A 23220-nucleotide genomic window follows, 5' to 3' on the forward strand; every position below is an offset into this window, starting at 1 on the left:
GGGTGAAAAGTATATGGTTCATTTAATTAATGATATAGAAATTAGATCTAAGAATACAAGAGAAAAACATGGTATACAAGTTGGAAAAATTAAGTTTGATTTATCAAAAGAAGTAAGTTTTATAAAAAAACAATTGAATTATGGGAGTGAAGAATTTATAAATATTAGATTGGATAATGAGGAAATAATCATTCTTTATAATTCTATAGATAAAATAAGCTACGATAATGTAAAGCCGTATATTATTGATTTTTATACGCTTCTTAACAATAAATTTGTAGGACATTGTGTCTTAGATAATGCATACATAGAGTATGATAATGACATTTCGTATTCAAAGGTAACTGAATTACATTTAAAGACGGGAGTTAATTCGCAATTAATTGTTAAGAAGCTTTTAATATAATGCGAGTGAAGCTATAAAGTAAAGATAAAAATATTTAGCACATGAAGTGGTGATGTTTAATCTTTATATTAACAGAGAAAGGTAGAGATTATGAAAGATTTCATGAAAGATTTTAAACTATCTACATTTATATGTTTGTTTGTAATTATGCTTATAATTAATATTTTGGTTATATATATTACGAATTAGTGTTTCATTAAATAACTGATTACCCAAATAAGAGCAAGTTCTCATGATTAATTGTAGATTTTGTAATAAACTTACTGTTTCATAAGTTAAGGAGATTTATTAGGGCTGAGTGTGAAAAAAGTTTAAAAGGAATTAAAGTATCAAGACACTTAATAACGTTGTTTGATAAGTAATTTGGGTGGGAGCGATGAAGAATTATTAGATATATTAAATATAATAAATAGTTAAGAACTAAAGAAGAAGTTAAGTGATGTTGATGATGAGTATAGAGATAGAAAAGATTTTTTTGATGTAAGATAGATTACAGAAAAGAGTTGGTAACGTCTAATTTTAATATGAGTTCTATCGGCTTATTTTCTAACTGCTATATAGTAAAGACAACTATGTTTAATGGAGTGAGAAAAATGAAATATGAGGAATATTTTGAACAAATATGCTCAAGTGATATGAGTGATTGGTGTTATGAGGATGATATAGGAGTATATTTGTATAGAAATAATATCGATATAATTATAAAAAATGATATAAAGTGGCTTGAAAATAGTGATGATACATGTTATGAAGAGTGGACAAGTATTTTTCCTAATAAACATGCATATAATAAAAGGTTTATTCTTAAATATAGGGAGCAAATAATTAAGGTGGTATATGGAGTTTTTGTAGATGCATGTACATGTTTTATTCCTTTCCCGGATAAAAAAATGAATATTACAAAGCAACAATATGAAATAGGAAAGATTATCAATAGTTTTATAACTTCAGATGAAAAATTTGAGTCTTATTTGCTTAAAGCTAAGATTAATATTATATCAGAATAGTTAAGAAAGTTATTTGAGAAACCCATTAATTTATTGTCATTAGATTAGATAAATTATTACGGATTAATGTACTTCGATAAATAAGTTGATATTTGGAACCTTAGGTTATCCTAGTGAATTAATTAATGTTAAAACGTATAAAATTTAATTTCAATATATATTTCGAAAAAATATTTTTTTTGAAATACAAAATAAGACAAAAAATATGAATAAGCTGTGATAAAATTTATTTATAGTATTTTTACTAATGTTTTAGTCTAATTAAAATAAAAATGGTAATAAAAGAATGATGGAAGAGTGGTGAGTGTTTTACTATGTAATAATAATTAATTATTTGTCAAAAAGTTGAACAGTTATATAGAAGAAAGTATATGCTTTTTATACGAACTCATATCTCAATATATATGGGGAAAAGAAATGTAAACGATGCTTGATTCTAAACTAATCCACCAGTAGTGAAGTTTTATGACTGATTTTAATGATAAATATTAAAAAGATCTATAAATCAGGAAGTGTATTTATTCTAAACAGAGGGCAGGTGGAATTTATGAGTAGTTGGCTTGTGAATTTAAATTCAAAATTTGCAGAAGAATTTGATATAAGATTTGATGGATTTATCGTTAAAGAAGAAGAAAAAGAAGAATTTTTAATTAAGATGAATAAGATTGCACGAGAAGTTGTTGAGCTAACTGATTTAAAGTTGAATGAATTAGATCTATTTGAGTGTAAAGAAATTAAGGAAAAATGTCTTTAATAAGTGTTTATTCTGTAATTTGATCGTGTTTCTAATTGGATCAATAAAATGTTTATAAGGATGATGAACTTATGTCAACATTAAAGAACTATGAAATCTATTGTGAATTCACAGATAGAAAAGTAAAAGTGAAAGAAAATTATATTTTAACTTGTGGAAAGATATTTCCTATAAGATGTTGTTATGTATTAGATGATGAAAGCAATATAAAAGAAATAATACATACTTGTAAGCATCGTGATAATGGAGAGTGTGTTTTAACTTAAAAGCATGATAATACTTTTGATATTCAGGGGGATGAGATGAGATGGATTTAGAAGAAAAATACAAAGATATAATTGAAGCGTACACAAGAACAATTAAGGAAAATGATGAATTTGAGGATGGAAGTTATTCCTATAGAAAAAACAAGTTTAAGAGTAACCTTGAATATGGGGAGTTTAACAAGGAGAATAGGAAGCTTAATAAGAGAAATAAAAGTAAGAATTGGTCTTAAATGGTCACTTTATCTGTTCGTATTATTCATTGTTACATATACAGTATATTCGGGACTAAAAACATATAAAGCTATAAGCAGCTCCAAGTTAGAACTTAATTTGGGGCTGCTTTACTAATATTTCAAGTGAATCAAACATTGATTTTCTAGCATTCTAATGATAAAATATATTTAATTGTATTAAAATTATAAATATATATGTTGCAATTCACAATGCACATCTTACAATTACAACTAAAATTCTTACAATATTTTTAGAATTATGATGAAGAATTATTTTTGTAACGTATATTATATAAAAAATGTTGATATGGGAACTCTAAGCAGTTCCTTTTTATATAATTGTTTTAAGTATCTGAAGTTGGTTATGTAACCGATCAACAGGAACTAATTCATCCCTAGTCTTGATTGAGTTATTTTGTTTAAAGCTTTGAATATGAGATTATGTTTTTATTATATTAATATAATTACAAAGAAGTGATCTTAATTATAATAGTTAGATTAATATATTAAAATTCGCTTATTTATAGAAAACATATAATGAGATGGTGGTTATCTGATTTTTTACTATGTCTTTATCATATGTTTTTATTTATGCGCATTATTATATTTATAAATTATTTAGATAAATATAACGGTTAATATTTAGAGAGAATTATAGAAATTGTGTTTCCGATGAGCAAAGGTTTTGTATATGCATATTAAAAAATAGATATTTTAAAATAAAAATTTTGAGGGTATAGATGAGGGGTTAAGTAAAATTGAGAAAGAAATATATATGTCTACTATTTGGATTGATAATTATATTAATATTTTCCACAGGTTATTTTGTGAGTAAAAGTTTCTATAATAAAGCTCCTCTAGTTAAAAATGGGTTTATAGATCTTTCGGATTGGGATTTTAATAAGGACGGAAATGTAAAATTAGATGGATATTGGGAGTTCTATCCTAATGAACTTTTATCTCCTTCAGATATTAATAATGAAGTGGCATTACATAAGTTTTACATTAACACTCCTGGCCCGTGGAGAAACCAAATTCCAAATGATGTGATATCTGATAAAGGAATTGGAACTTATAGAGTAAAAATTAAGATAAATAAAAGTGTCTTAATGTATGGTATAAAGACTACTCATATACGGTCAGCAAACAAAATATTTGTGAACGGAAAAGAAATTGGACAAAGAGGTAACCCAGAGCCAAGTTTTGAAGAAGGATATTTTTCAGATATTCAACGGACTGTTACATGCTTTAAGCCAGAAGGAGATACTTTAGATGTTATTATTCAGGTAGCAAATTTAGATTATTTTAGTGGAGGTATAATCCAAAGTGTTTTCTTCGGAGATTATGAAGAAATATTAGATTACTATATCATATTTATCGTATTAGATATAGCAAATATATTAATTTTAGGTATCTTTGGGGTGTACTACATTGGAATTTATTTAAAAAATATTAGACAAAAGAAATTTTTATATATTGGAAGCATATGTATAATTTATGCTTTTGTTTCATCCACGGTAAATGAAAAGATATTTAATAAAATTTTTTCCTTTATGCCGTATTTTGGAATTTTGAAAATAAAGCTAGCATTAATAAGCTTGAGTATATATCTAGTTCTCTTACTTATACGAAAATGTGGCAATGATTTTATTACTAGAAAAAATATAAAAATAGCAAAGTATATAATTTTTGCTAGTATTTTTGCAGTTTTACTAATACCAATGGAACTTGTGGGATTATTTGAAAATATAGTTGATATAATAAATATATTAATTTCTGTTCTTGTGGCTCTATCAATTATGAAAGCAATTTATCATAAAAGATATGGAGAAATAGGGAAAAAAGGAACAATACTTTTGCTTTGTGGAGTTATTGCGGCTTTAACTCAATATTGCATTTTTGTATTATACTATTCTTCAATAATTAAGAGCAACGTAATTCCCTTTATTACATACTTTATTTTCTTACTTGCGGTTTTGGTTATTATTTTGAAACAACATATAAATGCATATAATAAAATTCAGACAATAAATAGCGATTTAATATCATTAGATAAGTTAAGAAATGAATTTTTAATCAGCACTTCTCATGAGTTTAAAACTCCTTTGCATGGAATAATAAATATTGCCCAGACTATTTTAAATAAAAATGATAGAAACACAGCAAAGGTAGATGAAAATTTAGCATACATAATATCCACAACGACAAGATTATCAAGCCTTGTAAATGATATAATTGACTTTCAAAGTATGCAGAATGAAGATTTCAAGGTTAATAAAAAAGTATTTGATATTAATGGTATTGTACAGGCAGTATTTGATATTTTGGCTTATATGAGAAAGAATGAAGAAATACAGTTAATTAATAGTGTGCCAATTGGAGAATATTATGTTTATACAGATGAAAATAGGTTTAAGCAAATTTTATTTAATCTTATAGTTAACTCTTTGAAATACACTGAAAATGGATTTATTCAAATTAAAGCTGATGTAGTAGAAAAGAATTATATTAATATAACGATTGAAGATACAGGTATAGGCATTGACGAAAAGTATCATGATGAAATATTTGAAAGAAACATTGATATAGATAAAAATGTTTTTAATGGAATATTTCCATCTGGACTTGGACTTTCTATTTCTAAGTTGCTTGCATCTAGAATTGGTGGGGAACTGTATCTGAAGTGGTCAGAACCAGATAAAGGCTCAATATTTGTTGTAAAGATGCCTAAAACAAACGAAAATAGTGATGTCATTAGACAAGAAGAACAGAATATTAAAAATAACATCATTACCTCAAGGAGCGATGAAAAACTTAGTACTAATATATTGTGTGAAACAACCGAAAATAAAAGCAATGGAGAAAAGCTAAAGATTTTACTTGTTGATGATGATGTATGCAATATCAAAGTTTTACAAGAAATATTTTATGACAGTAATTATGAAACTTTAGTTGCGTATAACGGGGCAGATGCCTTAGAATTAGTTAAAAAACATAAAGATATATCAATTGTATTACTTGACGTAATGATGCCAGGATTATCTGGCTACGATGTGTGTAAAAGGATAAGAGAAGAGTACAAGCTATTTGAACTTCCAATATTACTTTTAACAGTCAGAAGTACACCAGATGATATAGCATTAGGTTTTGAAGCAGGTGCTAACGATTTTTTAATCAAACCTTTTAATTTTATGGAATTAAAAGCTAGAGTAACAACTCTCCAAAAAATGAGAATTGCAGTAAAAGAAGCTTTGAAAATGGAAACTGTATTTTTACAATCTCAAATAAAACCTCATTTTTTGTATAATGCTTTAAGTGTTATTGTTTCACTGTGCTATAGAGATGGGAAAAAGGCAGGAGAGCTTCTTGGAGAATTAAGCAAATATTTACGTTTCACCTTTGATATAGACCCTTACAATTCGTTTATAAGCTTAAAGGAAGAAATATCTTTTGTCAGATCTTATGTGAAGTTAGAGAAGGCTAGGTTTGGGGAAAGGCTTGAATTTGAATTTGATATTGATGAAGAGTGTTTGCAAAATACTATTCCAGCATTAGTTATACAACCTCTAGTAGAGAATTCAATACGCCATGGATTAGTGAAACGCATTTCTGGCGGTATAGTAAAGATATCTATTAAGAAAAGTAATAATTATATTAAAATTGTAATACAGGATGATGGAGTAGGGATAGATTCTGAAAAGTTGAAGGGATTATTGGATTATAGTATATCAATAAATAGTGGATTGAAAAATGTTAACAAAAGACTTATAAATGAGTATGGACATGGTATAATTATCGAAAGTAAGGTAGGGCAAGGAACTACTTCTACAATAAATATACCTGTGAAATTAAATATTTAAGAGCAAGGGATTGAAGTTATGATTAAGGCAATGGTGGTAGATGATGAAACTTTAACTAATGATCATATTTGTGAATTAATTAGAGATACAAGTGCTGAAGTTGAAGGATATACAAATCCTCATGAAGCTCTTGATAATATAAAGAGATTTAAACCTGATGTGTTGTTTTTAGATATAGAAATGCCGGAAATTAATGGATTACAGTTTGCAGAAATGGTTAATTCAAGTGGATATGAATGTGAAATTGTATTTATTACAGCTTATAATCAATATGCACTCAATGCATTTCGAGTTAATGCTATAGATTATTTGTTAAAGCCAATCATAGTTGAAGAACTATATAGTTCAATTGAACGTGTGAAAAAGAGAAGATTTTTAAATTCTAATGTCTGTCCAAATAAAAAGATAAAAATTTCTTTATTTGGAGGGGTATCTATATATATAGGAGAAGAAAAGAAACCTATTAGGTGGATGACAGCTAAAAGTGCTGAAATCTTTGCGTTCATGCTTCTAGGTAAAGATAATAAGGAGATATCTAAATGGAGATTAATGAACGAAGTATGGCCAGATAAGGATAAAGAAAAAGCAGATATTAATCTTAGAAGTACAATTAGCCGATTAAATAAAACTTTTAGAGAAAATTCTATAAAAATTTCAATCATATCTACTGGAAATGGATATAAGTTACAAGTAGCAGAACCAGATATAAGAATAGACGCATTTGAATTAGAAAACTTAGTATTTAATATAACTGAAATAAATGCTTCTAACTTAGAAGGCTATGAAGGTATTATTCTTGATTATAAATATATGCTTCTTGAAGATTTCAATAGTGATTGGTGCTATTTTGAAAGAGAAAATTATCATAGATATTTTTTGAATGGAGCACGTAAACTTGTAAAATATTATAAGGATATTAATGCTGAGCCAATTAAGATTTTAAAACTTGTTGAGCTTATTATTAAATATGAGCCTTACGATGAGGAAATGAGAGAAAATGCGTTGATGCTTCATTATAAGATCGGTGGAATAAAAAAAGCAGAAAAATATTATAATGAGTACTATGAAATGATGGAAAATGATTTGCAGATGGAGCCATCAGCAGCTGTAAAAGAATTATACAAATACATTTCAGATCACTAGCTAATAATTTTTACGATTGGTACTATAAGCATTTACAAATATTAGGGAATATTAGACTATTATACATAATTCAAATAATAATTTATATTATAAAATAAAAATAAATACTCCAAGAAAGGTTGAAAATATACATAATTTACATTTTTAACCTTTTGTTTTATTTGATTTCTAAAAATAATAATATCTTGCCACAAATTTGCAACAATATATTTTGTAGAATAAAGTTGTAATAATTCTTTTTATAAACAATATTTTTTAAATTAAATAACACAGGGGGTAATTATGATGAATTTATTTTCTTCAACTTCTTCATCAAATGGTCTAGAGAGGGAGAGGCTAAAACTTATATTGGTACATGATAAAACTGATATATCTAGTGATGTTTTAGATACTATAAGAGAGGAAATACTAGAGGTAATTGATAGACATATAAAAACAGACAATTCATGCAAAAAAATGATGTTAACACAAGATACTGTAAATATAGATAATTATTCCATATTAATTGCTAGTATACCTATGAAATAATAAATAGAATATGTAATCCATGTGATAATATTACAGATATAAAAATCTGCTTAAAAAGAAAACATATAAAAAGACTAGAAAGCTTGGCATAAAAATTTATATGAATATTAAGGAGAAATTACTATGGATTTAGAAAGTATTAAGGATTCTATTGTGAAAAATATATATCATATTTCAGAAGGTCAAGAAGTCGAACTATATAATCATTTAGAGTATGATGAAGTTTTTTATTGTATCAAAGGTGAAGGCTTTGGAGTGCTTGACGATAGTGAAATAGAATTAAGAGTTGGAAAGCCTTTTGTTGTTCCGGCGGGAGTCTTGCACTCATTACGAACTGACAGCAATTTATATGTTGCGTCTTTCTTAATTCCGGTACTTGAACAATAATTAATATTGTATAAGTGTAAGTGATTACTATAAGCAAATAGGTAAACACTTACACTTATTTTTTTGATACTTATGTTGGAAGCTGCGGCAAAGTGGTATATAATGATGAAAAAGCTTATTTAATGTTTTAAATTGAAAGGGAGGAATAAGAATGTCTTATTTATTCGTAGAGTATCCAAAATGTACAACTTGCAAACGAGCAAAAAAGTGGCTCGATGAACATCAAGTTGAATATGAGGATAGACATATAGTTGATAACAATCCTAAAATAGAAGAACTTCAAGAATGGATAAAGAAAAGTGGCTTGCCAATTAAAAAGTTTTTTAACACAAGTGGAACTTTATATAAAGAGATGAATTTAAGTCAAAAGCTTAAAGAACTTTCAGAAGAAGAACAAGTAAAGCTTTTATCAACAAACGGAATGTTGGTTAAGCGCCCTATTGTAGTTGGAGATGACTTTGTACTTGTTGGTTTTAGAGATGAGAGTTTATGGGAAGAGTCACTTTTGAAAGGCTAGATTAGTATTAATATAATGAGTCCTAACTGAGATGGGTTTTGTATACGTAAATAAATGAAGGTAAGATAAGAACCTGGTGTGAGAAACAGCGGATTAGTATGCAACTAATTAATAAAAAATATAAGTTAATGATTAAGTGATAATAAGAAAGAGATATTTGAATTTAAATAAATATCTCTTTCTTTTTGCGGAAATTATCAAGGATAAATAACTTGTAGAGATTGAAGCGCAATTTATTATATGCTCTATAATTATGCAAGCTAATATATATCATGTTAAAATACATCAATAAAAATGATTAAATTTATCACTAAAATTACTATTTAAAATGTGATATTCTATATATCATAAAGCAAAAGGCAAAATTTTCATAAAGCGCATAATAAAAAGTATTGATTAATGCCAAAATAGATATAATTGATCTTTTAATAGATGTATGTAAGCGCATTTGTAAAATTGCTATATTGGGGAGTGATAGGGATGGAAAATTTTCAAAAATATAAAAGAATGTATTTTATGCCACCAAAAGTGACATATGATTGGGTGAAAAAAGATTATATAGATAAAGCGCCTAGATGGTGCAGTGTTGATTTACGTGATGGAAATCAATCATTAATTGAACCTATGAGTTTAGAAGAAAAGTTAGAATTTTTTAATATGTTAGTAAAAATAGGCTTTAAAGAAATTGAAGTAGGATTTCCAGCGGCTTCTGAAACTGAATATCAATTTATAAGAACATTAATTGAGAAAAATATGATTCCTAATGATGTCTCAATTCAGGTATTAACTCAGGCTAGAGAACATATCATTAGAAAGACTTTTCAGGCGGTTAAAGGGGCTCCGCATGCAGTAATTCATTTATATAACTCAACTTCAGTTGCACAAAGAGAGCAGGTCTTTGGCAAATCTAAGGATGAAATTAAGCAGCTTGCTGTAAATGGGGCAAAACTTCTAAAAGAAATAGCAGAAGAAGAAAAAGGTAACTATTCATTTCAATATAGCCCAGAAAGTTTTCCGGGAACAGAAGTAGATTATGCGGTAGAAGTATGTAATGCAGTATTAGATGTTTGGAAGCCGACAAAAGAAGAGAAGGCAATCATTAATATTCCTACAACAGTTGAAAATGCAATGCCTCATGTATTTGCCTGCCAAGTTGAATATATTCACAAAAACTTAAAGTATAGGGATGCTGTAACTTTATGCTTACATCCACATAATGATAGAGGAAGTGGAGTGAGTGATGCAGAGTTTGGTATACTTGCAGGCGCAGATAGAATAGAAGGAACTCTATTTGGTAATGGTGAGAGGACCGGGAATTTAGATATTGTTACAGTTGCTATGAATCTTTATTCTCATGGTGTAGATCCTAATTTGAATTTTAGAAATATGCCTGAAATAGTTGAAAATTATGAGAGATTAACCAATATGCAAGTAAGTATGCGTCAACCATATGCTGGTGAATTAGTATTTACTGCCTTTTCAGGTTCTCATCAGGATGCTATTTCGAAGGGAATAAAGTGGCGTGAAAATAAAGAGTGTACGTATTGGGAAGTTCCGTATTTACCTATTGATCCAATGGATGTTGGGCGTCAATATGATTCAGATGTTATCCGCATTAACAGTCAATCAGGTAAAGGTGGAGTGGCTTATATATTACAAAAGAATTTCGGAATATCACTTCCAAAACAGATGCAGGAAGCATTTGGGTATACAGTAAAGGATGTATCAGATAAGGCTCATAGAGAATTAACACCAGAAGGAATTTATAAAATTTTAGAAGAGAAGTTTATTCGTAACTCCCATGTATTTCAAATTCCAGAATGTCATTTTATACAAGGAGAGGAGATGGCAGCCGATACTACAATTTGTCATGGTGGGAAAATACAATGTATAACAGCGCATGGAAACGGAAGATTAGATGCAGTTAGCAATGCAATTAAACAGTATTTTGATATTGATTATGAATTAGATGTGTATGAAGAACATTCATTAACAAGAGGGTCATCATCGAAAGCTGTTACTTATGTGGGAATTAAATGCCATAACAAGCTTTATTGGGGTGTAGGAATAGAAAATGATATTATTAATTCATCAATTGCCGCTTTAGCAGTAGCAGTTAATCAACTAGAAGAGATTAAGAATATGAAAAGATCAGATAGTAGAATGACAGAGGTATTGAATTATATTCAATCAAACTATAAGACGGTCACATTAGAAAAGCTTTCAGAAACTTTTTACTTATCTAAGCCTTACTTATCGAAATATATTAAAGAAAGCACAAATAGTACTTTTGTGGATATAGTAAAACAAATTAGAATGGATAAAGCTAAGAGCCTACTTAAAGGCAGTGGAATGACAGTAGAAAATATTGCAGAGCAAGTTGGTTATGAAAATGTAGAGCATTTTATTAGATTGTTTAAGAAAGCATATGGAATAACTCCGGTAGAATTTAGAAATAATATACCTAAGCGAATGGAGCAATAAAATAATAAATTTGTCTTTTTGTAAAAAGATTTGATGAAAAAATATAGACTAATATGTCATACTATGGTATATTATATACATAACAAATGATTTGAAAAAACTAAAGATTTAAATAAACTAAAGATATTTCGAAAAGAGATGACTATAGAGATGGTTATCTCTTTTCTTATTTATAAAGTAAGAGGCAAAATAATTATAAAACTTAGATAAATTCTTCTTTTAGCACTATAAATACATTAAAAGCGTTTGTCGAAAAAAACCTGATAATCAATATTAAAAAATATAGATTATTTTTTAATATTGTGTTAATATAAATGTATACAAAAGATATCCAAACCCCACTCTTAATCTCCCCTAAATTTTATATAAGATACAGCCATAACTTGGCTGTATTTTTTTGCGTATTTAGTTAAGAGATATGTTAATGCACTATAGGTCACCTAATCAATTAGAAAGTGATTTTACAACAATTAGATCATATTTACAATATATGCTATAATTTAGCCTAGTAGTAGATATAAATTTAAGGATGTCTTTTTAATGATTATATAAATGCTTACACTCGGAGGAAAGAAAATGGAGATTATAAAATCAATATTATATTTTATATTGGCTGGAATATTTGAAATTGGAGGTGGATATCTTATATGGATATGGTTACGCGATGGAAGAAGCTATTTATATGGAGTTATAGGGGCGGTCATATTAATTTTATATGGAATAATTCCTACGTTACAGCCTTCAAATGCTAATTTTGGTAAGGTATATGCAGCATATGGAGGAATATTTATTGTAATGTCAATTTTATGGGGATGGAAAATTGATAATATAGTACCTGATAAGTTTGATTTAATTGGTGGATGTATAGCTCTAGTAGGTGTTATTGTAATTATGTATGCACCCAGAGGATAGTAGAGTGTGTTATGATAAAAATTCGTATATAAAAATGAAGTGTGAAGAGTTTGAAAAAGCTTTAAAAATGGAAATACTTTAAGAAAAATGTAATGGATGATTATTACTAATATTTGAATTAATATAAAATTATAGAAGGGAAATATAAACTTTTATATAATTATCTATATTAAGGGGATGAGTTGATGAATCAAAATGTAGATATAATATTAGAAATAATAAAAAATATGCCATGTGAAAATATCGAAGAGGTTGATATTCCTAGATCTTTGGGATATGAGCAGATAGGAATGAATATTGATGAATTTGATGAGGCAATCAAGTACATACAAGATAATGGTTTACTGAGGAAAATAGTTCCTATATTTAAAGATAATAAGATAGTACTAATAAATATAATGTGAAATCAGACTAAATTTTTAGAAAGGCGGCTAATATGACTAGTAAAGAAATAGAATTTGTTGATTTAACTAACCAACAGTATGAAGCTTTGATTAAAATGCAAATGGAATCATATAAAAAAATATTGGATTTTTGCAGAGAAAATATAAATGACTCAGAGAAAGTAGATCTTATAGATAAGAACTTACTAAAAATAGATGAAAAAATAATAACAAAATTAGAGGAAATGAGAGTTTTCAATAAAATATTTATAGAGACAGTTAAGTAAGATTAAATATTTTTAGAGGAATTTCTCCTTTTTTGTATAATTATTATTATGGAAAGAGGTGAGGATATGGAATTTAATCAGAAGTCATGGATTGAAAACTATGTACATAGCTTATGCCCGAAAAAAATTAGTAAAGAAAATGTAGATAAAGAGATAAATAGCATAATAACTTTAATTAATGAGTTATTTAGTAGTAGAAATGCAGACAAGTATGTTGAATTTGTCCCTGATGAAAATTCTATAATATTTCCAGGTAGAAAAGCAAATATTTTTATAAGATATAGTATAGATGGAAATGGTAATGAATTGAAAATATCAAAACATAAAAATCGTGAATTAAGCAGTAGTGTTGAAAAAGCAATATTAATAAGTTGCAAAGGTGAAGAATATGTGGTAAAAGATGAACCTTCGATAACAATGGACGAAATGTCATTTGATGGTTTAAAAGATTCTATTAATTATGCATTAAGCAAAATATTAAACTAAACATCTATGTAAGAGAACCCTGGAGAGGGTTCTCTTGTTATATACTTTTATTTTTTAGTAAAATTTTAAGAAAACATTTTCAACTGACAAAAAACTGACAAAATTTAATGGTAATATATATATTAGAAAGTGTAAATGTTGTCAATAATGTATTATAGATAATATAAAAAAATTTTTATATTGCGTGATAATGTTTACAAAAAGTCATAAAGTTTTAATTATTTTTGTATAAAAATCACAAGAATTTAATATTATCATATATTTAAAAGAGGTGAGAACAACATGGGGAATATAATTAAAATTAATATGTACGCTGAAATGAACAAAAAAAAGAATGTTAAGCTAGATTTAAAAACAGTAGAAGAAGTCATTTTAGAATATAATAAATGGCTAAAGAAAAACAACAGAGAGGATAAAATAGAGACTTATGAAAAGTTTTTACAAGTATAATTATCTTTAAAGGTAGATTGAGTGATAATGCTTAATTTACCTTTTTTTATTTTTATGTAGAAATATAGATAAGCTAACTAAGACCCGAACTTATACATATAACTCGCCGAAATGAATAATATACTTTTGTTCCAGTTTCTAGGTAATTCTGATGGGTGATTCTAAGGCTATAAAGTTGCATTCAACCTGTTGCTTAGAACCTTCAGCGATAGTTTCATAGCTTTTCGGAACAAAATATTTATGATTTCGGTACGTTACCACATAAATTTAGTTTTAGAGTTGGATATCTATAACAGAGCAGTTAAATCTGAAAAATTTAAGATTTTTGGAGTTTATTGTGAGTTAATGTAAAGAAAACTCTATTTTATGTTAAAATATAAGTAGATTTTAAAAGTGTATTTTGGTAAAGGGAGAGAAAGGTATTAATATAGAATAAAAAAATAAATTATTAAAATATCAGTAAATAATTATAGAGTTTTAGTAAATAAGTGATGAAAATGAAAAAATGTATCTAAGAAATTGTAGTGAGATATTAAAAGATTGGGTAAATTTATGTGAAGATAAAGAATTTTACTAAAGAATGGAGGTACGTTATGGAGAATAAAGAACTATTAATTGAAAACTCACATAAGAGAAGTGAAAGTTATGGAGTTGAAAAAAATTCAGATCACTCAAATAAGATTCTTACTGGTGAAGAATTAGAAAATATATTAACTATTAATAAAGAATTAATAGAAGTATCTAAAATATACATAGATATGGTATTTTCAGCAGTTATGGATAATGAATTTATTATAGTGTTAACAGATAAAAATGGGTGCATTCTATATATTAAAGGAGCAGAAGAAAATAATAGTAAGCTTGGAGGGAATAATCTTGAAGTTGGGGCTTATATGGACGAGCAAAATATAGGTACTAATGCAATGGGAACAGCAATTAAAGAAGACAGGTGTATTCAGATAACTGCAACTGAGCATTACATAAAAAGGTTCCACAATTTAACATGCTCTGCTGCACCTATTCATAATACAAAGGGAGAAATTATTGGAACATTGAACTTAACAGGTAGAAGAGATATGAAGCATCCACATACTTTAGGATTAGTTGTTTTTGGTGTAAAGGCAATCGAAAATGAATTGGACAAGAAGGGGATACGCGACATATTGAATCAAACCTATAACTATATGGAGAGTGTCATAGATAATGTTGATAAAGGCATCATGATAGTAAATAAAGAGTATAAAGTAATAAATATAAATAAACTTGGAGTAGAGATATTTAATATAGATAAGGATTTGATAATAAGTCAAGATATACATTATATTTTGCCTGATTTGGGAAATGTAATAGAGGAACTTGAAAACCATAATGGTGATATTATAAAGGAATTAAAATTAAAACATACAAGCAGACATAAAATAAGGTTGCTTTTTAAAGGTCTTAAACATAAAGATAATATTATAGGTATGGTTGTAACAATAAGTTATGAAAAAGAAGGAAAAGACAACAAAAATGCAACAGGGGCATTTTTTACTTTTAATGATATAATTGGAGATAGTGCAGCCATTGTTAATGTGATAACTAACTGTAAGGTTATTGCAAATAGTCCTTCAACTGTTCTAATTCAAGGGGAAAGTGGAACCGGTAAAGAAATATTAGCACAGGCTATGCATAATTATAGTTTGCGAAGAAGAAATAAATTTGTTGCAATAAATTGTGGAGCTATACCAGCTAATATAATAGAAAGTGAATTGTTTGGGTATGAGGATGGGACTTTTACAGGAGGAAAAAGAGGCGGAAATCCAGGTAAGTTTGAGATTGCAAGCGGAGGTACTTTGTTTTTGGACGAAATTGGGGAAATGCCGCTTGATGCACAGGTTAAGCTGTTAAGAGTGCTTCAAAATGGAAGAGTTACAAGACTTGGTGGAAGCAAAGAGATTCCTATAGATGTAAGAGTTATAGCAGCAACTAATAAAAATTTAAAAAGAGAAGTTCAAAAAGGGAATTTTAGAGAAGATTTATACTATAGATTATGTGTAATTCCAATCACTTTACCGCCTTTAAGAGAGAGAAAAGGCGATGTGAAAATGCTTATTGACTTCTTCTTAAGGATTAAATCTTTTCAGTTGAATAAATCAATACCAGAGCTTGATAAAAGTTTATATAATAAGTTATTAGACTATGATTGGCCTGGAAATATAAGAGAGCTTGAAAATTATATTGAGAATATAGTAAATTTAGATGGACGATCATCTTTTAATTTATGGGAATTTGAAGACAATCAAAGTGTTGAGATAGACAAAACATATGATAGGAAAATATTAAAAGATGATTTTTTAAGTAAAGAGATATGGGAAGACGATCAGACAAATGGCTTTTTAAAGAATGTTAATACTGAAAAGACTGAGTATATGGTGAATACTTTAAACTTAGAAGAACTTGAAATGAAAGCAATCCATGAAGCTGTAAGAATAAATAATCATAATATGACAAAAGCGGCTAAAACTTTAGGTATAAGTAGAAACACTCTATATCTAAAATTAAAAAAACGTAAATAAATTATAAAGCATGTCCTAAAATATTACGCTGTATTAAATTTATACTGTATTATTTTAGGACATATCTTTGTTAAAAATTATTTATATAAATGAGTATATGCTTAACAATTAATCTATGTATAATTTATTTTTTATATATTTAATAACTTAATTTAAACCCTTTAAATATAATATTTCTCAGGAATTACGAGTTTTTTGTTAGAAAAGTACTCTTATATTTTGACATTTTATTATCATAAATATAAAATATATTGATAAAATAATCACAAGTTGGCATGAATATTGCTTTAATAATTTATGTGGTCAAAAATAGACATATTAACTTATTATTTTACAACTATGCAAAATAATAAATGAGCAAATTTTAGGAGGAAATATTTATGGCACGTTTTACTTTACCAAGAGACATTTATCATGGAGAAGGAGCACTTGAGGCACTTAAAACTTTAAAGGGTAAGAAAGCTTTCGTAGTAGTTGGTGGCGGATCAATGAAAAGATTTGGTTTTCTTAAACAAGTTGAAGATTATTTAAAAGAAGCAGGAATGGAAGTAGAATTATTTGAAGGTGTTGAACCAGATCCATCAGTGGAAACAGTAATGAAAGGCGCAGAAGCTATGAGAAACTTTGAGCCTGATTGGATAGTTGCAATCGGTGGAGGATCACCAATTGATGCTGCAAAGGCTATGTGGATATTCTACGAATACCCAGATTTTACGTTTGAACAAGCAGTTGTTCCATTTGGATTACCAGACCTTAGACAAAAAGCTAAGTTTGTAGCTATTCCATCAACAAGCGGTACAGCTACAGAAGTTACAGCATTCTCAGTTATCACAAATTATTCAGAAAAAATTAAATATCCTTTAGCTGATTTTAACATAACTCCAGATATAGCAATAGTTGATTCAGCACTTGCTCAAACTATGCCAAAAACTTTAACAGCTCATACTGGAATGGATGCATTAACTCACGCTATAGAAGCATACACTGCATCACTTCAATCAAATTTCTCAGATCCATTAGCAATTAAAGCTATAGAAATGGTTCAAGAAAATTTATTAAAATCATTTGAAGGAGATAAAGAAGCTAGAAATCTAATGCATGAAGCTCAATGTTTAGCTGGAATGGCATTTTCTAATGCATTACTTGGAATAGTTCACTCAATGGCTCATAAGGTTGGTGCTGTATTCCATATTCCTCATGGATGTGCAAATGCTATATTTTTACCATATGTAATTGAGTATAATAGAACAAAATGCGAAAATAGATATGGAGATATTGCGAGAGCTTTAAAATTAAAGGGAAATAATGATGCCGAGTTAACTGATTCATTAATCGAATTAATTAATGGATTAAATGATAAGTTAGAAATTCCTCACTCAATGAAAGAGTATGGAGTTACTGAAGAAGATTTTAAAGCTAATCTTTCATTTATAGCTCATAATGCAGTATTAGATGCATGTACAGGATCAAATCCTAGAGAAATAGATGATGCTACAATGGAAAAATTATTTGAATGCACATACTATGGAACTAAAGTTAATTTATAAAATAAATAAAGGCAATTTTTTTATTTCATAATCTTATAGAGATAAAGTAAGTTGTTTCACATTAAAAATCATGTAACTTTTAAAAAGTTATTGAAGTAAATAATTGAATAATTACTAAAAGAATCGTTACAACATTGATAAAACAACAATGACTCTCCACCTCAGGGAGTCTTTGTTGTTGATATGGAAACAAGGATGAAAATTCCAATTATCGGATATATCTTATGTTTAGAAGCTGTAATCCTATCGCTTCTTTAAGTGATATGTAACAGTTGTATGATCATAAATAAATTTCAGCTAAGATTCAGATAGGGATCAAACTCTATCTAAGCAAGTTTAATTTGAAATTATCAATAGAATTTATAAGCGTAGGGGGTACTAAGAGTGTACAAAATTGTTAACAAAAGAGAACTTACCAATAACATATTCTTAATGGATATAGAAGCGCCTAGAGTTGCTAAATCAGCAAAACCAGGTCAATTTATAATTATAAAAAATGATGAAAAAGGAGAAAGAATACCTTTAACAATTGCAGATTATAATGCGGAAAAAGGTACAGTAGCTATAGTTTTTGCAGCTATAGGAAAAGGAACTAAGCAGTTAGCAGCATTTAATGTTGGAGATTATGTTTCAGATTTTGTAGGACCATTAGGTGTACCAAGTGAATTTATTCATGAAGATCTAGAAGAATTGAAAAAGAAAAATATTATCTTTATTGCAGGAGGAGTAGGGGCAGCTCCAGTTTATCCTCAAGTTAAGTGGATGCACGAACATGGGATAGCTGTAGATGTTATTTTAGGAAGCAGAAATAAAGATTTATTAATATATGAAGAAGAATTAAAGGCGGTTGCTGGAAATCTTTACGTAACAACAGATGATGGTTCGTACGGTTTTAAAGGAACTGGTTCAGATATGCTTAAGGAATTAGTTAATAATCAGGGGAAGAAATATGATCAAGCTGTTATCATTGGACCAATGATAATGATGAAATTTACTTCAATGTTAACTAAAGAATTAAATATTCCAACTGTAGTAAGTTTAAACCCTATAATGGTTGATGGTACTGGAATGTGCGGTGCTTGTAGAGTTACTGTCGGTGGAAAGGTTAAATTTGCATGTGTTGATGGACCTGAGTTTGATGGCCATTTAGTAGATTACGATGAATCAATGAGAAGACAAGCTATGTATAAAACAGAAGAAGGAAGAGAATTATTAAAACTTGAAGAAGGAAACACTCATAACCATGGTGGTTGTGGATGCAAGGAGGATAAGTAATAGAGATGAACGATAGAATGAAAAGAACACCTGTTACTGAACAGGCTCCAGAAGTAAGAGCAAAAAACTTTAAGGAAGTTTGTTTAGGATATAATGAAGATGATGCTATAAAAGAAGCCAATAGATGTTTAAATTGTAAAAATCCTAAATGTGTTGAGGGATGTCCAGTATCAATCAACATTCCAGGATTTATATCAAAAGCTAAAACTGGAGACTTTGAAGATGCTGCTAAAGAAATAGCAAAATACAGTGCACTTCCAGCGGTTTGTGGAAGAGTATGTCCACAAGAAAATCAATGTGAAGGTAACTGTGTACTTGGAATTAAAGGTGAAGCTGTAGCTATAGGTAAATTAGAAATGTTTACCGCAGACTGGTCAAGAAAAAATAAAGTAGATTTATCACAAACAGAACCTTCTAAAGGGAAGAAAGTTGCGGTAATTGGAAGTGGCCCTGCTGGTCTTACTTGTGCAGGAGACCTAGCTAAAAAAGGTTATGATGTAACTATATTTGAAGCACTACATGAAGCAGGTGGAGTTTTAGTTTATGGAATACCTGAATTTAGATTACCAAAGGATGATGTTGTTAAAGCAGAAATTGAAAATATAAAGAAGCTTGGAGTAACAATTGAAACTAATGTAATTGTAGGAAGAACAATAACTATAGATCAATTAATTGAAGATGAAAAATTTGAAGCTGTATTCATTGGATCAGGAGCAGGTCTTCCAAAGTTTATGGGAATACCAGGAGAAAATGCAAATGGTGTATTTTCAGCTAATGAGTTTTTAACAAGAGTAAACTTAATGAAAGCATTTAAAGAAGAATATGATACTCCAGTTAAAGCAGGTAAAAAAGTTGCTATAGTTGGCGGAGGAAATGTTGCTATGGATGCAGCAAGAACTGCTTTAAGACTTGGTGCAGAAGCTCATATAGTATATAGAAGAGGTGAGTCAGAGCTTCCAGCAAGAGCAGAAGAAGTGCATCACGCTAAAGAAGAAGGAGTAATATTTGATGTTTTAACTAATCCAACAGAAATCTTAACAGATGAAAATGGATGGGTTAAAGGAATGAAGTGCGTTAAAATGGAACTTGGAGAACCAGATGCTTCAGGAAGAAGAAAGCCTGTAGTTAAGGAAAATTCAGAGTTTGTATTAGACGTTGATACAGTAATAATGTCACTTGGAACTTCACCAAATCCATTAATTTCATCAACTACTAAAGGTTTAGAAATCAATGGTAGAGCTTGTTTAGTTGCCAATGAAGATGGATTAACAACTAAAGAAGGTGTTTATGCTGGTGGAGATGCAGTTACTGGTGCTGCAACTGTTATTTTAGCAATGGGAGCAGGAAAGAAAGCTGCTGCTGCAATAGATGAATATTTAAGTAGATAGCATTTAACATATTATATATTAAGAAGATTAGTTACAGGGAAATATAGATGTAACTAATCTTTTTTTTGTTTATAATTTTAGACGATATTTAACAAAAATTATTTTTTTAAATAAAAATAATGTCTCAATAAAAAGAGAAAATAATCTTAAAATTTCCTTAAAAATCTCTAATTTAGTATTCCTAATGATATTATTTGTTGATTTTATTATAAATTAATGATAATATTTCATATATATGAAATAAGTACATATTGATGTATTATATTACAATTGGAAGCTATGAAGAATTCTTTCTAAGTGGGCACTTTAAGAGTTTGGAGCTAGTTGTGCAACCGACCAATTAAGATTAATTAATTATTTTATTAGTTAGTTTTAATTGGTTTTTTATATGAAAAAATTTACTTGATTTATATATAAATAAGAACTTATATATCTTAAGTTTAAGTATTACGTAAGTAAGCTCATTGAGAGAAGATTTTAATTTTTATGAACCCAAATTATACTACAGTAAGGGTTAAATTAAGAGGTATATAAGTATTAATGAAGGGAATGAGACTGTTATGGATATTTTTGTAGCTAGACAGCCTATATTTAACAGGAAAAATGAAGTTGTTGCATATGAACTTCTATTTAGAAATGGACAAAACAATTTCTATAACAATGCTAATGGCGATGAAGCAACTTTAAAGGTTATAGCTAATACATTTTATACATTTGACTTCAAAGATATTACTGATAACAAGAAGGCATTTATAAACTTTACTGAAGAATTGATAAAGAAAGAAATAGCAACTATACTTCCTAAAGAATATGTTGTTATAGAAATTTTAGAAAATATAGAACCAAATGATGAAATTGTGGATGCGTGTAAAAGACTTAAGAAAAGAGGATTTATATTAGCATTAGACGATTTTGTATTCCATATTAAATATATTAAATTAATAGAAATAGCTGATATTATAAAGATAGATTTTAAAATCACGACAGGGGATGGAAGAAAGAAAGTATTTGAACTAAAAAAAATAAATAATAAAATAAAGTTTTTGGCCGAAAAAGTAGAGAACAAAGAAGAATATGATGAGGCTTTGAAACTAGGGTACTCATACTTTCAAGGATATTATTTTAGTAAACCAATAGTGCTTTCCAGAAAAAACATTCCGACTAACAAAGATACAGCAATAAAAATTCTAAAGTTAATTAATAAAGAAGATTTTGATTTTAATAAATTAGAAGAACTAATAATAAAGGACTTAGGATTGTCATATAAAATAATCAAATTAATAAATTCGTCTGCATACTGCCTTAAGAATGAAGTAAGATCTATAAAATATGCTATTGCACTGTTGGGAAGAAAAGAGATTATAAAATGGTTATATGTAGTTCTGCTAAATGATCTAAAGGAAAATAACACAGATGAACTTATAAAAGTCTCATTGCAGAGAGCGAAGTTATGTGAACTAATATGTAATATGAGTGAGTATAGAAATAATGTTTATTCAGCTTATATGGTAGGATTATTTTCAGTTATGGATGCAATTTTAAATTGTTCAATTGAAGTGATCTTAAAAGAATTATATATAAATGATGAAATAAAGGAAGGACTAATTGAAAAAGATAATTTCTTGAATAAGATATTGAAATTAGCTATTAACTATGAAAAAGGTCAATGGGAAAACGTTGAGTTTTATACTAAGGAAATAGGTGTCAGTGATAATAAGCTTGCAGAAGCCTATATAGATGCTATAAAATGGGCAGATGATGTTGTGAGTTAAAAAAATAAGAAACTAGAACGTGTCTAGTTTCTTACTCTAATTGGTAAAAAAAGAAAATACTATATCAAAACTCTAGGAAAAATTTCAATATAAGTAAATTGTATATTTACATTAACATTATACGACATAAACTGTTTTAATTCAACAATAAAAATATAAAAAAGGTGCAAATGGCAAAAAAAAATAATATTATATTATTTTTCATTGGAATAGTATTAAATATTAGGGTAAATATTCTAAAAGTGCTAATAGGTATAAGTAATTAAATCAAAAAATGATGGGATTTCTATGGGTTGATTTTTAATATAAAAAGAGATAGCAGTTAGATTAATAAATGCTATCTCTTTTGGTGTAGTTGAAAAGTAATATTTTCATTAATAATTATTTGCGAAATTTAAAGATATTATACATAAAAATAAAAAAAGTAATGACAAAATAATAATATCTTGAGATTTACTAAGCGCTGCTTTCAGTTATAAAGGAATAACAAAATTTATGATTTATAACAATACTAGTATTTACTCTATGAGTCATGATTAGCTAATAAAATGGAAAATTGAATTATATAATGTATATT

At 28.1% G+C, this 23220-nt stretch carries 21 protein-coding genes and 1 riboswitch; all 21 genes read left to right on the plus strand.

Features of this window, described 5'->3' with window-relative positions; all coding sequences use genetic code 11:
* The first annotated feature begins 13 nt into the window (after positions 1-13).
* The 21 genes from PZA12_RS11195 (at position 14) to PZA12_RS11295 (ending at position 22643) form a co-directional block, all read left to right on the plus strand.
* Complete coding sequence (locus PZA12_RS11195) at positions 14-406, plus strand: hypothetical protein (RefSeq protein ID WP_078115737.1); 393 nt, start codon at positions 14-16, stop codon at positions 404-406.
* 593 nt (positions 407-999) lie between these two features.
* Positions 1000-1413, plus strand: coding sequence for a hypothetical protein (locus tag PZA12_RS11200; RefSeq protein WP_078115736.1), 414 nt, complete (start codon positions 1000-1002; stop codon positions 1411-1413).
* A gap of 547 nt (positions 1414-1960) precedes the next feature.
* The gene (locus tag PZA12_RS11205; RefSeq protein ID WP_078115735.1) at positions 1961-2167 is read left to right on the plus strand and encodes a hypothetical protein; all 207 of its coding nucleotides are present in this window, start codon (positions 1961-1963) and stop codon (positions 2165-2167) included.
* Positions 2168-2238: 71 nt separating this feature from the next.
* Positions 2239-2433 (plus strand): hypothetical protein, encoded by a 195-nt coding sequence (locus PZA12_RS11210; RefSeq protein ID WP_077839681.1) that lies wholly within the window; start codon positions 2239-2241, stop codon positions 2431-2433.
* A gap of 41 nt (positions 2434-2474) precedes the next feature.
* Positions 2475-2663: a hypothetical protein gene (locus PZA12_RS11215; RefSeq protein WP_078115734.1), complete on the plus strand. Its 189-nt coding sequence runs from the start codon at positions 2475-2477 to the stop codon at positions 2661-2663.
* Positions 2664-3424: 761 nt separating this feature from the next.
* Positions 3425-6526, plus strand: a complete 3102-nt coding sequence (locus PZA12_RS11220; protein WP_078115733.1) for a hybrid sensor histidine kinase/response regulator — start codon at positions 3425-3427, stop codon at positions 6524-6526.
* Positions 6527-6544: 18 nt separating this feature from the next.
* On the plus strand, positions 6545-7669 hold the full coding sequence (locus PZA12_RS11225; protein ID WP_078115732.1) for a response regulator: 1125 nt from the start codon (positions 6545-6547) through the stop codon (positions 7667-7669).
* A gap of 282 nt (positions 7670-7951) precedes the next feature.
* Positions 7952-8197, plus strand: a complete 246-nt coding sequence (gene minE, locus PZA12_RS11230) for a cell division topological specificity factor MinE (RefSeq protein WP_077839677.1) — start codon at positions 7952-7954, stop codon at positions 8195-8197.
* A gap of 123 nt (positions 8198-8320) precedes the next feature.
* Positions 8321-8584 (plus strand): cupin domain-containing protein, encoded by a 264-nt coding sequence (locus PZA12_RS11235; protein ID WP_078115731.1) that lies wholly within the window; start codon positions 8321-8323, stop codon positions 8582-8584.
* Between the two features lie 151 nt (positions 8585-8735).
* Positions 8736-9101, plus strand: a complete 366-nt coding sequence (locus PZA12_RS11240; RefSeq protein WP_077839676.1) for an arsenate reductase family protein — start codon at positions 8736-8738, stop codon at positions 9099-9101.
* A gap of 480 nt (positions 9102-9581) precedes the next feature.
* The gene (locus PZA12_RS11245; RefSeq protein WP_078115730.1) at positions 9582-11585 is read left to right on the plus strand and encodes a 2-isopropylmalate synthase; all 2004 of its coding nucleotides are present in this window, start codon (positions 9582-9584) and stop codon (positions 11583-11585) included.
* Positions 11586-12161: 576 nt separating this feature from the next.
* Positions 12162-12497 carry a YnfA family protein gene (locus PZA12_RS11250; RefSeq protein ID WP_078115729.1) on the plus strand — a complete coding sequence of 112 codons (336 nt, stop codon included), beginning with the start codon at positions 12162-12164 and terminating at the stop codon, positions 12495-12497.
* A 185-nt stretch (positions 12498-12682) separates the two neighbouring features.
* The gene (locus tag PZA12_RS11255) at positions 12683-12901 is read left to right on the plus strand and encodes a hypothetical protein (RefSeq protein ID WP_077842244.1); all 219 of its coding nucleotides are present in this window, start codon (positions 12683-12685) and stop codon (positions 12899-12901) included.
* A gap of 32 nt (positions 12902-12933) precedes the next feature.
* Positions 12934-13167 (plus strand): hypothetical protein, encoded by a 234-nt coding sequence (locus PZA12_RS11260; RefSeq protein ID WP_103699029.1) that lies wholly within the window; start codon positions 12934-12936, stop codon positions 13165-13167.
* A 66-nt stretch (positions 13168-13233) separates the two neighbouring features.
* Positions 13234-13653 carry a hypothetical protein gene (locus tag PZA12_RS11265; RefSeq protein WP_078115727.1) on the plus strand — a complete coding sequence of 140 codons (420 nt, stop codon included), beginning with the start codon at positions 13234-13236 and terminating at the stop codon, positions 13651-13653.
* A 282-nt stretch (positions 13654-13935) separates the two neighbouring features.
* Complete coding sequence (locus tag PZA12_RS11270; protein WP_017212661.1) at positions 13936-14103, plus strand: hypothetical protein; 168 nt, start codon at positions 13936-13938, stop codon at positions 14101-14103.
* 593 nt (positions 14104-14696) lie between these two features.
* On the plus strand, positions 14697-16661 hold the full coding sequence (locus PZA12_RS11275; protein ID WP_078115726.1) for a sigma-54-dependent Fis family transcriptional regulator: 1965 nt from the start codon (positions 14697-14699) through the stop codon (positions 16659-16661).
* 380 nt (positions 16662-17041) lie between these two features.
* Positions 17042-18208: an iron-containing alcohol dehydrogenase gene (locus tag PZA12_RS11280; protein ID WP_103699030.1), complete on the plus strand. Its 1167-nt coding sequence runs from the start codon at positions 17042-17044 to the stop codon at positions 18206-18208.
* A 384-nt stretch (positions 18209-18592) separates the two neighbouring features.
* The gene (locus PZA12_RS11285; RefSeq protein ID WP_077869786.1) at positions 18593-19483 is read left to right on the plus strand and encodes a sulfide/dihydroorotate dehydrogenase-like FAD/NAD-binding protein; all 891 of its coding nucleotides are present in this window, start codon (positions 18593-18595) and stop codon (positions 19481-19483) included.
* The gene (gene gltA / locus PZA12_RS11290; protein ID WP_078115725.1) at positions 19483-20871 is read left to right on the plus strand and encodes an NADPH-dependent glutamate synthase; all 1389 of its coding nucleotides are present in this window, start codon (positions 19483-19485) and stop codon (positions 20869-20871) included. The genes PZA12_RS11285 and gltA overlap by 1 nt, the downstream gene beginning before the upstream one ends.
* 263 nt (positions 20872-21134) lie before the next feature.
* A riboswitch (cyclic di-GMP riboswitch) is annotated at positions 21135-21218 on the plus strand.
* 213 nt (positions 21219-21431) lie between these two features.
* Positions 21432-22643 (plus strand): EAL and HDOD domain-containing protein, encoded by a 1212-nt coding sequence (locus tag PZA12_RS11295; protein ID WP_078115724.1) that lies wholly within the window; start codon positions 21432-21434, stop codon positions 22641-22643.
* Positions 22644-23220 lie beyond the last annotated feature (577 nt).

The sequence above is a fragment of the Clostridium beijerinckii genome (genome assembly GCF_036699995.1).
GTDB classification, from domain to species: Bacteria; Bacillota; Clostridia; order Clostridiales; family Clostridiaceae; genus Clostridium; species Clostridium helianthi.